General features: G+C 68.2%; 15 protein-coding genes and 1 pseudogene. 11 read left to right on the plus strand and 5 right to left on the minus strand.

All coding sequences use genetic code 11. The annotated features are described in order from the left end of the window. The first annotated feature begins 70 nt into the window (after positions 1-70). The 4 genes from ACR2JA_RS14975 to ACR2JA_RS14990 all read left to right on the plus strand — a co-directional run bounded on the left by ACR2JA_RS14975 (position 71) and on the right by ACR2JA_RS14990 (position 3,215). Positions 71-1,288 carry an FtsX-like permease family protein gene (locus ACR2JA_RS14975; protein ID WP_434009878.1) on the plus strand — a complete coding sequence of 406 codons (1,218 nt, stop codon included), beginning with the start codon at positions 71-73 and terminating at the stop codon, positions 1,286-1,288. 5 nt (positions 1,289-1,293) lie between these two features. After that, the gene (locus ACR2JA_RS14980) at positions 1,294-1,533 is read left to right on the plus strand and encodes a hypothetical protein (RefSeq protein ID WP_434009879.1); all 240 of its coding nucleotides are present in this window, start codon (positions 1,294-1,296) and stop codon (positions 1,531-1,533) included. Between the two features lie 105 nt (positions 1,534-1,638). Next, a complete protein-coding gene (locus tag ACR2JA_RS14985; protein WP_434009880.1) occupies positions 1,639-2,187 on the plus strand; it encodes a DUF3299 domain-containing protein in 549 nt (182 codons plus the stop codon). Positions 2,188-2,258: 71 nt separating this feature from the next. Beyond that, positions 2,259-3,215, plus strand: a complete 957-nt coding sequence (locus ACR2JA_RS14990) for an AEC family transporter (protein ID WP_434009881.1) — start codon at positions 2,259-2,261, stop codon at positions 3,213-3,215. A gap of 103 nt (positions 3,216-3,318) precedes the next feature. Here the strand turns inward: ACR2JA_RS14990 and ACR2JA_RS14995 are convergent, their stop codons facing one another. Both ACR2JA_RS14995 and ACR2JA_RS15000 read right to left on the minus strand, forming a co-directional pair. Beyond that, the gene (locus ACR2JA_RS14995) at positions 3,319-3,771 is read right to left on the minus strand and encodes a hypothetical protein (RefSeq protein ID WP_434009882.1); all 453 of its coding nucleotides are present in this window, start codon (positions 3,769-3,771) and stop codon (positions 3,319-3,321) included. Beyond that, positions 3,768-4,307 carry an N-acetyltransferase family protein gene (locus ACR2JA_RS15000; protein WP_434009883.1) on the minus strand — a complete coding sequence of 180 codons (540 nt, stop codon included), beginning with the start codon at positions 4,305-4,307 and terminating at the stop codon, positions 3,768-3,770. Before ACR2JA_RS15000 ends, ACR2JA_RS14995 begins: the two co-directional genes overlap by 4 nt. A 166-nt stretch (positions 4,308-4,473) precedes the next feature. On the opposite strand from ACR2JA_RS15000, the gene rpsP reads away from it, so the two are divergent. From rpsP to ACR2JA_RS15030, 6 genes are all read left to right on the plus strand, one after another. Then, a complete protein-coding gene (gene rpsP / locus ACR2JA_RS15005) occupies positions 4,474-4,728 on the plus strand; it encodes a 30S ribosomal protein S16 (RefSeq protein WP_434009884.1) in 255 nt (84 codons plus the stop codon). Between the two features lie 49 nt (positions 4,729-4,777). Then, positions 4,778-5,368: a ribosome maturation factor RimM gene (rimM, locus tag ACR2JA_RS15010; protein WP_434009885.1), complete on the plus strand. Its 591-nt coding sequence runs from the start codon at positions 4,778-4,780 to the stop codon at positions 5,366-5,368. A 12-nt stretch (positions 5,369-5,380) separates the two neighbouring features. Beyond that, the gene (gene trmD, locus ACR2JA_RS15015) at positions 5,381-6,157 is read left to right on the plus strand and encodes a tRNA (guanosine(37)-N1)-methyltransferase TrmD (protein WP_434009886.1); all 777 of its coding nucleotides are present in this window, start codon (positions 5,381-5,383) and stop codon (positions 6,155-6,157) included. A gap of 112 nt (positions 6,158-6,269) precedes the next feature. After that, positions 6,270-6,626, plus strand: a complete 357-nt coding sequence (rplS, locus tag ACR2JA_RS15020) for a 50S ribosomal protein L19 (protein WP_434009887.1) — start codon at positions 6,270-6,272, stop codon at positions 6,624-6,626. Between the two features lie 64 nt (positions 6,627-6,690). Further along, the gene (locus ACR2JA_RS15025; RefSeq protein WP_434009888.1) at positions 6,691-7,377 is read left to right on the plus strand and encodes a CoA pyrophosphatase; all 687 of its coding nucleotides are present in this window, start codon (positions 6,691-6,693) and stop codon (positions 7,375-7,377) included. 37 nt (positions 7,378-7,414) lie between these two features. Next, the gene (locus ACR2JA_RS15030) at positions 7,415-8,347 is read left to right on the plus strand and encodes a CobD/CbiB family protein (protein WP_434009889.1); all 933 of its coding nucleotides are present in this window, start codon (positions 7,415-7,417) and stop codon (positions 8,345-8,347) included. Between the two features lie 20 nt (positions 8,348-8,367). Here ACR2JA_RS15030 and rsgA read toward each other — a convergent pair whose 3' ends face one another. The 3 genes and pseudogenes from rsgA to ACR2JA_RS15045 form a co-directional block, all read right to left on the minus strand. Further along, positions 8,368-9,333, minus strand: a complete 966-nt coding sequence (gene rsgA, locus ACR2JA_RS15035; protein ID WP_434009890.1) for a ribosome small subunit-dependent GTPase A — start codon at positions 9,331-9,333, stop codon at positions 8,368-8,370. After that, positions 9,330-9,674, minus strand: coding sequence for a 4a-hydroxytetrahydrobiopterin dehydratase (locus ACR2JA_RS15040; protein ID WP_434009891.1), 345 nt, complete (start codon positions 9,672-9,674; stop codon positions 9,330-9,332). Before ACR2JA_RS15040 ends, rsgA begins: the two co-directional genes overlap by 4 nt. 14 nt (positions 9,675-9,688) lie before the next feature. Next, positions 9,689-10,951 (minus strand): annotated as a pseudogene (locus ACR2JA_RS15045) (M48 family metallopeptidase). A gap of 82 nt (positions 10,952-11,033) precedes the next feature. On the opposite strand from ACR2JA_RS15045, the gene orn reads away from it, so the two are divergent. Further along, positions 11,034-11,449: oligoribonuclease (orn, locus tag ACR2JA_RS15050; RefSeq protein ID WP_434009892.1), on the plus strand; the 416-nt coding region annotated here is incomplete at its 3' end.

The following is an 11,449-nucleotide window of genomic DNA, read 5'->3' on the forward strand; positions in this document are numbered from 1 at the left end:
ATGCGCGCGTGGTGGTGGCCATGCCCCAGGCGCAGGTGCTGGACCTGGACCGGCTGCCGGAGGCCACCGCGTGACGCTGCTGCAACTCTCCTGGCGCTATTTGTGGTCGCGTCCCCTGGCCACGGCACTGAACCTGCTGCTGCTCACGCTGGGCCTGGCCACCATGGCCTTCGTGCTGATCGCGCAGGACCGGATCGACCACGCCTTCGAGCGCGATCTGGCCGGCATCGACGTGGTGGTGGGAGCCAAAGGCAGCCCGCTGCAGCTCATCCTGGCCGGCGTGTTCCACCTGGACGTGCCACCGGGCAACGTGCCGCTGGCCGAGGTGCAGGCGCTGGCTTCGCACCCGCAGGTGGCGCAGGTCATTCCGCTCAGCCTGGGCGACAGCGTGGCGGGTTTTCGCATCGTCGGCAGCAGCCACGCCTACCCCGCGCACTACGGCGCCACGCTGGCGCAGGGCGCGTTGTGGCGTGCGCCGATGCAGGCGGTGCTGGGCGCGCAGGTGGCGCAGGCCACCGGCCTGCAGTTGGGCCAGGCCTTCACCGGGTCGCACGGCCTGGGCGGCGGCGGTCACCAACACGCCGACACCCCCTACACCGTGGTCGGCGTGCTCGCCCCTTGCGCCTGCGTGCTGGACCGGCTGGTGCTGACCGACACCGCCTCGGTGTGGGCCGTGCACGAAGGGCTGGCGCCCGGCGAGTTCGAGAGCCTGACACCCGAAGACCGCGAGGCCATCGAAGCCGAGCGCGAGGTGACGCTGGCCCTGGTGCGCTACAACACGCCGATGGCGGCGATCGGTTTTCCGCGCTTCGTCAACGCCACCACGAAGATGCAGGCCGCCGCCCCCGCGATGGAAATCACGCGCCTGCTGTCCCTGGTGGGCGTGGGCACGCGGGCGCTGCAGGGCCTGGGCGCGGTGCTGCTGCTGGTGGCGGCGCTGTCGGTCTTCATCGCGCTCTGGAGCGCGGTGCGCGAGCGCCGGGCCGACATCGCCCTGCTGCGCATGCTGGGCTCGCCGCCCTGGAAGGTGGGCGCCCTGCTGCTGTGCGAAGCGCTGTGGCTGGCCCTGCTGGCCAGTGCGCTGGGGCTGCTGGCTGCGCAGGGTCTGACGGCCCTGCTGGGCTGGCTCTGGATGGCCGACCAGGGCCGGGCCCTGGGCGGCTGGCACTGGCCGCCCGCGCTGGCAGGGGTGCCGCTGGCCGCTCTGGGGGTGGCGCTGACCGCGGCCGCTGTGCCGGCGATCAGCGCCTACCGGGTTGACGTGACGTCTCTTTTGCAAACGAGGTAAACCGCATGACAAAACACTTGCTTTCCCTGACGCTGGCGCTGCTGTCGACGGCCGCTCTCGCCCAGCACTCCGACAAGGACACCAAGGAAGACATCGCCCGCCACCGCGCCATGGCGGCTGCCCACGAAGGCGCGGCCAAGTGCCTGGAAGCCGGCAAGAAAGAGGAGGTCTGCATGGCGGAACTCCAGACCGCCTGCAAGGGTCTGGCGATCGGCAAGTACTGCGGCATGCGGCATGTGCACTGAGCGTTCCCCCCTGCGCCGCCTTCGGCGTCACCCCCCAGGGGGCGGCACCAGCGGCCCGGCCAAGCCGGTTCCGCGGTGCCTTCTGGATGACTACCCTTCGATCACATGAAACTGCTCGCCCGTTCTTCCGTTTTGCCTGCGCTGGGCTTCGCGTTGTCCGCAGCAGCCCAGGTGCTGAGCTCGCCCATGGGCACACCCTCACTGTCTTCGCCCGTGGGCACACCGTCGGCGCTGCCGCACGGGCAGGGTGCGGGGGTGCACAGCCCGCTCAGTCCGTTCGCGCCGCTCAAGCCGCGTTCGGATGTGGTGGCCTGGTCGGTGCTGACCGATGTGAAGACGGTGGTGCAGAACAAGCGCATCGTGCCGGTGTACACGCCGGCGGTGCTGGCGCTGAACCAGCAAACAGTCCGGCTGCAAGGCTTCATGATGCCGCTCGGGCCGGGCGAGCAGCAGCGCCACTTCCTGCTGTCCTCGGTGCCCCTGACCTGCTCGTTCTGCACGCCCGGCGGGCCGGAGAGCATGGTGGAAGTGCGCACCGTGCAGCCGGTGAAGTACAGCCTGAACGCCGTGGTGGTCGAGGGCAAGTTCCATGTGCTGCAGAACGATCCCTACGGCCTGTACTACCGCTTCACCGACGCGGTGGGCGTGAAATGAACCTCTGCCGCAGAGGGCCGTGACAGCGCCGTGACAGCCCCGGTGCGGTGCCCGCCGCTACCATCGACCCGGTGAACCTTGCCAGCCACCCCGTCGTCGCCTCCCTCACCCCCGTGTTCCTGCTCATCGCCGCCGGCTACCTGGCCGGGCGGCTGCAGTGGATCCGCGAATCGGCGGTGCGCGACCTCTCCAACCTCGTTTTCCTGCTGCTCATTCCGGCGCTGCTGTTCCGCACCATGAGCGGCGTGCACGTGGAGTCGCTCGACCTGCGGCCCTTGCTAGCCTACTTTCCGGCGGCGTTACTGCTGCTGGGCGTGTCCATCGCCTGGCGCGGCTTTAACCGCACCAGCGTGGTGTTGGCCCTGGGCGGGGTGTTTTCCAACATGGTGATGATCGGCATCACCCTGGTGGAACTGGCCTACGGCAAGGCCGCGCTGGTGACGCTGCTCACCCTGGTGTCGGTGCACGCGCTCATCTTGCTGACGGTGGGCTCGGTGGTGCTGGAGCTGGTCGTCGCCAAAGAAGCCCGCGCCGGTGGCGAGCGCGCGCCGCACGTGCTGCAAACCGCCTGGTCGGCCTTCAAGGGCGCGCTCATCCACCCGATCCCGCTGCCCATCTTGAGCGGCCTGCTGTTTGCGCAAACCGGCTGGGCGCTGCCCGCGGTGGTGGACAAGCCCTTGCAGCTGCTGGGCAGCGCCTTCGGCCCCATCGCGCTGGTGCTCGTGGGCGTGACCCTGGCGCGCACGCCGCTGCGCGGCCAGCTGCTGCCCTCTTTGTGGATCACGCTGTCCAAGAACCTGGTGTTGCCACTGCTGGTGGGTCTGTCGGCCTGGGCCGTGGGCATCACCGGCCTGCCGCTGACCGTGATGGTGGTCGCCGCCGCCCTGCCCATGGGCGCCAACGTCTTTTTGTTCGCACAGCGCTACGAGGTTGCGCAGGAAACCACCACCGCCGGCATGGGCGTGTCCACCGTGCTGGCGCTGTTCACGCTCAGCGCGGTGATGCTGCTGATGTCTTGGCTGAACTGAGCGCAGGGGAGTGGTTCCAGAACACCGCGAAACCGGCTTTGCCGGGCTGCAGGTGTTGCCCCTTGAGGGGTGACGCGCGCAGCACGGCGCGGGGTGGGTCAGCCTACTGGCTGATCTTCTTGGCCTCTTCGACCTGGTATTCGAAGTAACGCTGGATGCCGAACGCCAGGCTGCCCATGAAGGCCACCGTGCCGAACATGAGCGAAAACACCAGCGCGCCGATGGTCAGCCAGTTGGTGCCGCCGGCAGGGTGCTCGGCATCGGCGCCCGGGTTGAACCAGCCGTTCCATTTCGCGCGGTCGGCCAGCGCGTAGACGATGCCGGTCAGGCAGGCGACGGCAATGCTCAGGCCCAGGAAGGGAATCATCACCCACGAGAGATGGTCGTCCTGGCCGTATTGCTGCACCCGTTCCACGCCCATCCAGCCCACGGCCGCTGCGATCGGATGCAGCCAGCCGATCCAGTCGCCCAGGCCGCGCAGGTAGAAGCGGTGCAGGCCCATGCTGCCCCCCAGCAGGGCCAGCCAGACGGTGACGGTCTTGTTGCGGGGCTTCATGCCGGGCCTTGCGGGTCCACCGGGGCGGTGCTGTCGCCCAGGCCCAGGGTCTTTTCCATCAGTACGATGTCCAGCCAGCGGTCGAATTTCCAGCCGCAGGACTTGACCACGCCCACGTGTGTGAAGCCCAGCGCGGTGTGCACGCCGATCGAACCGGCGTTGGCCGAATCGCCGATCACCGCCATGACCTTGCGGACGCCACCGCGTTCCAGCGTGGCCAGCAGTTCGGCCAGCAGCGCGCGGCCCAGGCCCTTGCCGGCGGCTTCCGGCGCGAGGTAGATCGAGTCTTCGACCGAGAAGCGGTAGGCCGGGCGCGGCTTGAACCAGTTGCCGTACGCAAAGCCGATCACCTGGTCCGCCTCTTCGGCCACCAGCCAGGGCAGGCCTTTGCCCAGCACGTCGGCGCGGCGCGTCGCCATCTCGGCGGGGGTAGGCGGTGTGGTTTCAAAGGTGCCGGTGCCGTGTTGCACGTGGTGGCCGTAAATGCGGGCGATGGCGTCGATGTCTTCGTCGCGGCTGGGGCGGATCAGGGGCATGGGAGGGGAAGAGAAAACAAAGCTCCTTTGGATTCGGAGCGGGCTGGCTATAATGGCAGGCTTTGCAGCGTTTCGCTGGCCGGGTGGTCAGTCGTGTGTCTCAAGCGCTGCGGGAAAACGCCGGCACGTGTTGTGCCGGTGTTCACCACCACCCGAAGGATAAATCATGGTCGTCATTCGACTCTCCCGCGGCGGCGCCAAAGCCCGTCCGTTCTACAACATCGTGGTCGCCGACAAGCGCAACCGCCGCGACGGCCGCTTCATCGAGCGCATCGGTTTCTACAACCCCCTGGCCCGCGGTGGTGAAGAGCCCCTGCGCATCGCCACCGACCGCCTGACCTACTGGACCGGCGTCGGCGCCGAGCCGTCGGACACGGTGGCCCGCCTGGTCAAGCAAGCCGCCGCCAAGACCGCCGCCTGATGGCGGTCCGGCCGGTCCGCAAGGGCCGGCCACCCGTCGCCCCGAACGCATGTCCAGCAGCCCCTTTGCCGCCACGTCCTTGCCGGACGACGCTGTCGAGTTGGGCCGCATCCAGGAGGCTTGGGGCGTCAAGGGGTGGGTTCGCATCCACCCCCACAGTGCCGATACCTCGGCACTGCTTGCATCGACCGCCTGGTACCTGCAGCCGCCCGAAGCCCGCTTCTCGCGCGGCTTTTCGGCGTATACGGGCCATGTGCAGGTGCAGGTGGCCGACATCAAAACCCATTCGGACGGTATCGTCGCCCGCCTGGATGGCGTGGACGACCGCAGCGCGGCCGAAGCCCTGAGGGGCGTGCGCATCAGCGTGCCCCGCAGCACCTTCCCGCCCGCGGCCGATGGTGAGTACTACTGGGTCGACCTGATCGGCCTGGACGTGGTCAACCGCGAAGGCGTGCACCTGGGTGTGGTGCGCGACCTCATGCCCACCGGTCCAAACTCGGTGCTGGTGATGGAATACACCGAGACCGTGGACGGCGTGGACAAGACCGCCGAGCGCATGGTCCCCTTTGTCGCCGCCTATATCGACGACGTGGACCTGAAGGCGCGCCGCATCACCGCCGACTGGCAGACCGACTACTGACGCAGGCGCGCCATGCGCTTTGACGTCATCACCCTGTTTCCTGAGTTGTTCGAGCCGTTCTTCAAGAGCGGCATCAACCGGCGCGCGTTCGAGTCCCGGCAGGTCGATGTGCGCCTGTGGAACCCGCGCGACTTTGCCGAGGGCAACTACCGCCGTGTGGACGACCGGCCGTTCGGCGGTGGCCCGGGCATGGTCATGATGGCCGAGCCGCTGTGGCGCTGCCTGCAGGCCATTCGTGCCGATCGCGCCGAAGCGGTTGACGCCTATGCGCCGGTGGTGCTGTTCTCACCCATCGGCCAGCGGCTGGACCACGCCATGGCCACCGAATGGACCCACAGCGAGGGCGCGGTGCTGGTCTGTGGGCGCTACGAAGGCATCGACCAGCGCTTCATCGACGCCTGTGTGGATCGGCAGATCAGCCTGGGCGATTTTGTGCTCTCGGGCGGCGAGATCGTGGCCCTGGCCCTGCTCGACTCGGTGGCGCGGCTGATGCCGGGGGTGCTGGGCGATGAGGGCAGCCACCAGCAAGACAGCTTCAACCCCGCGCTGGACGGCTTGCTGGACAGCCCGCACCACACCCGGCCCGAGGTGTGGCAGGGGCCCAACGGCCCGATGCCGGTGCCCGAGGTGCTGCTGGGCGGGCACCACGAACGCATCGCCCGCTACCGGCGCGAGCAGAGCCTGATGCTGACGGCCGAGCGCCGCCCGGAGCTGCTGGAGCAGGCCCAAGAGGCTGGCAAGCTGAGCCGGGCCGATCAAACTTTCCTGCGGTCGCCGAAAAAGCTATAATCCAAGGCTTTTCGATCCTCTGGCCGGCCGTTGTGACCGGTGACCGACCCCGCGTTGGTCAGGGAATTGCAGCCTTTTGTGTAGCGCGGCCACGATCGTTGAACAGGAAACCATGAACCTCATCCAGACCCTTGAGCAAGAAGAAATTGCTCGCCTTGGCAAGACCATCCCCTCGTTCGCCCCTGGCGACACCGTGATCGTCAGCGTGAACGTGATCGAAGGCACCCGCAAGCGCGTGCAGGCCTACGAAGGCGTGGTGGTGGCCCGTCGCAACCGCGGCCTGAACTCCAGCTTCATCGTGCGCAAGATCTCCAACGGCGAAGGCGTGGAGCGTACGTTCCCCCTGTACAGCCCGCTGATCGCCTCGATCGAAGTCAAGCGCCGCGGTGACGTGCGCCGTGCCAAGCTGTACTACCTGCGCCAGCGCAGCGGCAAGTCGGCACGTATCAAGGAAAAGCTGGGCGCCTGATCGCCTGCTTCCCCAAAAGCCGCTCGCCCGAGCGGCTTTTTTTTGCCCTGTTCACACCCCGACCATGAGCCAGCGTTACCCACCACCGTTCGACCCGCGCCAGGTGCCCGTGTTGCCCGGCGCCGCCAGCGCAGGCCTGCAGGCGGTGCCGCCGTCGCTGCTGACGCCCCAGGCCCTGCGCGACCGGTTTGCACGTCCGCCGGTGTGGACGCCGGAACTGGTGCAGGAACGCCGCTTCGCCGACCGGGCACCGGCGCCGGCAGCGGTGCTGCTGCCGCTGGTGATGCGCGAGCGCCTGCACCTGTTGCTGACGCAGCGCACGGTGCACCTGTCCACCCATTCCGGGCAGATCGCCTTTCCGGGTGGCAAGGTGGACGCGGACGACCGCGATGCCACGGCCGCCGCGCTGCGCGAAACCGAAGAAGAAACGGGCCTGAGCGCTGCGCATGTGGAGGTGCTGGGCGCGCTGCCGCAGTACATCACCGGCACGCAGTTCTTCATCACGCCGGTGGTGGCGCTGGTGCAGCCCGGGTTCACGCTGCAGCCCAACCCGCACGAGGTGGACGACGTGTTCGAGGTGCCGCTGGACTTTCTGATGGACCCGCTCAACCACCGGCGCCATGCGATGGAGTGGAACGGCGAGGTGCGGGAGTGGTACTCCATGCCCTACGACGATGGTCGGCAGGAGCGCTTCATCTGGGGGGCCACGGCTGGCATGCTGCGCAACTTTTACCACCTGCTGCGCGCCTGAGCACATTGGTCCGGTGGGGCGCCACTATCATTGCCGCATGAGTTTCTTTGCCATCCTGATCGCCTTGCTGCTGGAGCAGGCCCGCCCGCTGGCGTACGACAACCCCGTGCACAGCGCGCTGCGCAGCTGGGCACGCGCGGTGCGGCGCAACCTCGACGCGGGGCAAGCCTCGCACGGCTGGCTGTCGTGGGTGCTGGCGGTGGGGGTGCCTGCCGCGGTTGCCGGGGGTGTGTACTGGGCGCTGTGGTGGTTCAGCAGCGTGCTGGCCTTTGCCTGGATGGTGGGCGTGCTGTACGTGACCGTGGGGTTTCGCCAGTTCAGCCACCACTTCACCGGTATCCGCCAGGCGCTGGAAGCCGGCGACGACGCCGCTGCGCGCGAACAACTGGCGGCCTGGCAACGGGTGGACGTGGCCAGCCTGCCGCGCACCGAGTTGCTGCGCCAGGTGATCGAGCAGTCGGTGCTGGCGGCGCACCGCCACGTGTTCGGCGTGCTGGCCCTGTTCGTGGTGGGCTGGATGCTGGGTCTGGGCCCCGCCGGCGCGGTGCTGTACCGCATGGCCGAGTACCTGCCGCGCAGCTGGCGCGAACGCCCCGACGGCACACCCAGCGTGGCCCTGCGCAGCGCCGCGGAACAGGCCTGGCAGTGGGTGGACCACCTGCCGGCGCGGGCCACGGCACTGGGATTCGCGGTGGTGGGCAATTTTGAAGAGGCCGTGGCCAGCTGGCGCGGCGAGGCCGAACGCTACGGCCCGGGCAGCGACGGCATCCTGCTGTCCGCCACCTCGGGCGCCATCGGTGTGCGGCTGGTGACGCCGCTCGAGGGCGAAACCGGCGAGGAGGCCGACGGCACGGTACGGGCCGAGCCGCAAATCGCCCACCTGGCCAGCGTGGTGGGTCTGGTCTGGCGCAGCGTGGTGCTGTGGATGCTGCTGCTGGCGCTGCTGTCGCTGGCCCGCCTGCCGGTCTGACCGGCCTTCGTCCGCGTCTGTCAGTACGTCCGGCGCTGCGACAGCTCGGCGAACAGCTCGGTGTAAATGCGGTAGCGGTTTTCGCCAATGCTCGCGTCTGCCGCGCCACCGGCGCCCTGCACCTGGGCACGAACCGCACAGCCGGGCTCGTGCAGGTGGGTGCAGTTGTAGAAGCGGCAGTCGCCAAGCGTGGCGCGCAGGTCGGGCATGAACTGCGCCAGCTGCACGGCGTCGATGTGGTTCAGCCCGAATTCCTGAAACCCGGGTGAGTCGATCAGCGCCGTCTGTTTCGCCGCGTCTGTCCAGTACCAGGTGGTGCTGGTGGTCGTGTGTTTGCCCGAGTTCAGCGCGCGCGAGATTTCACCTGTGAGCGCCTTGGCGTGCGGCACCAGGCGGTTGACCAGCGTGCTCTTGCCCACACCCGAAGGGCCGAGCACCAGCGTGGTCTTGCCGTCCAGGTGTTGCTGCAGCCCGTCCAGGCCGGCTTCGGTACCGGCCGCGGTCTCGCCCTTCAGGCGCAGCGGCAGCACGGTGGCGCCCATGCGGCGGTAGGGGGCCAGCCGTTCCCACGCGTGGTCAAAAGCGGGTTGCAGGTCGCTCTTGTTGAGCACGATCAGCACCGGGATGCGTTCGGCCTCTGCCGCGATCAGGGCGCGCGCCAGCTGGCGTTCGGAAAACTCCGGGTCGGCGGCGATCAGCACCAGCAACTGGTCGAGGTTGGCGGCGAAGGACTTGGTGCGCAGCTCGTCCTGGCGGTAAAACAGGTTGCGCCGCGCCTGCACGCGTTCAACGCTGCCTTCGTCGCCGGTGGGCAGCCAGTCCACCCGGTCGCCCACGACGACCTGGCTCTTTTTGCCCCGCGGGTGGCAGATGCGGCGTTCGCCGTCCGGACTTTCGACCAGGCAGTGGCGGCCAAAGGCGGCGACCACCAGCCCGGGTTGCACGGCCGCCGATCCGCTGGCCGCCGGCGCAGGGCGTTTGCTCAAGATGCCGGCCCGTTGACGGAGCCGTCTTGCAGCAGGGCGTCCACCGCCGCGGCGCAGAAGAAGTCGCTGACCGAGATGCCGTCCACGTCGTGCGTGTTGAAACGCACCGTGCAGCGGCCGTAGCTCACGGCCAGGTCGGGGTGGTGGTCTTCGCGGTTGGCCACCCAGGCCAGCGCGTTGACGAAGCCCATGGTGCGGTGGAAGTCGGGGAAGGTGTAGGTTTTTTCCAGCGCACCGTCGATCAGCTTCCAGCCCTGGGCGTTTTCACCGTTGAGCTGGGTCAGCTGGCTGACGATCTGGGTGGCCGAGAGGGCCTTGCGGTTCTGGTGGATCGGGTTCATGTCGGTTCGGTGGCTCAGGCGGATTGCAGACGGGCCAGACGCTCGCTGGCGGGCGGGTGCGAATAGTAGAAGCGCGCGTACACCGGGTCGGGTGTGAGGGTGCTGGCGTTGTCCTTGTAGAGCTTGAGCAAGGCGCTGGCGAGGTCGCGGCCATCGGTGTGGGCCACGGCGTAGGCGTCGGCTTCGAACTCGTGCCGGCGCGAGAGCTGCGCCATCAACGGTGAGAGGAAGTAGGTCAGCAGCGGCACCACCAGCATGAACAGCAGTAGCGCCACGGCGTGGTTGGGGGCGTCCAGCGCGGGCGTCACGCCCAGGCCGGTGTAGAACCAGATCTGGGTGGACAGCCAGCCCAGCAGCGCAAAGCCGACGAAGCTGAGCGCGAACATCAGCACCACGCGCTGCACGATGTGGCGGCGCTTGTAGTGGCCCAGTTCGTGGGCCAGCACGGCGTCGATCTCGGGCGGGCTCAGCTGCTGCAGCAGGGTGTCGAAAAACACCACGCGCTTGGCGGCGCCGAAGCCGGTGAAGTAGGCATTGGCGTGCGCGCTGCGCTTGCTGCCGTCCATGACGAACAGGCCCTAGGCGGCGAAGCCGCAGCGCTGCATGAGCGCGTTCACGCGTGCATTCAAGGACTCGTCCTGCAACGGCTCGAATTTGTTGAACAGCGGCGCGATCAGCGTCGGGTACAGCACCAGCAGCAGCAGGTTGAAGCCCATCCACACGCCCCAGGCCCAGAGCCACCAGGTGGGGCCGGCAGCGCCCATGAGCCACAGCACCAGGGCCACGATCGGCAGGCCGATCAGGGCACCCACCACGGCGTTTTTCGCCAGGTCGCCCAGCCACAGGCCCAGGCTCATCTTGTTGAAGCCAAAGCGTTCTTCGATGCGGAAGGTGGACCACCAGGCCAGCGGCAGCGTGAGCAGGCCGCCGATGAGCACGAAGGCGCCGATCAACGCCAATTGCTGCCACAGGCCGCCGCCCATGAGCGCGAGCAGCGCCTGGTTGAGCGCGTTCAGCCCGCCCAGCAGCGTCCAGCCCAGCAGCAGGGCGGCTTCCACGGCGGTGTCCAGCTGGGCGAAGCGGGCCTTGGCCAGCGTGTAGTCTGCGGCTTTCTGGTGGGCTTCGGTGCTGATGGTCTGGGCAAATGCGGCCGGTACGCTGGCCCGGTGCCGCGCAACGTGGCGGATCTGGCGGCTCAGCAGCACGGTGCGCACGATCAGGCACGCGACGAGCAGGGCGCAGACCAGGGTGGTGAACGTCAGGGCAGTGGAATCCATGGGGCGAGTCTATCGAAGCGGCGATGCACACGGCGGCGGCAGGGTGGTCGGGGCGGGTGGGGCGATGGGCGAAAATCGGGGCATGACCGACACCACCACACCCACACCCGCCGCCACCCTGAGCAAGAGCGACCAGAACCTCGTCTGGCTGGACTGCGAAATGAGCGGCCTGGACCCCGAAAAAGAACGCCTGCTGGAGATCGCCGTGGTGATCACCGGCCCGCAACTGACGCCGCGCGTCGAAGGCCCGGTGCTGGTGATCCACCAGAGCGACGCTGTGCTGAACGCCATGGACGCCTGGAACAAGGGCACCCACGGCAAGAGCGGCCTGATCGACAAGGTCAAGGCCAGCACAGTGAGCGAGGAACAGGCCCAGGCCGAACTGCTGGCCTTCATCGGCAAATACGTGCCCCGCAATGGTTCGCCCATGTGCGGCAACAGCATCGGCCAGGACCGGCGATTCCTGGTGAAGTACATGCCCAAGCTGGAGGCGTACTT

This window comes from Hydrogenophaga sp. (genome assembly GCF_051007235.1).
Taxonomy (GTDB): domain Bacteria; phylum Pseudomonadota; class Gammaproteobacteria; order Burkholderiales; family Burkholderiaceae_C; genus Hydrogenophaga.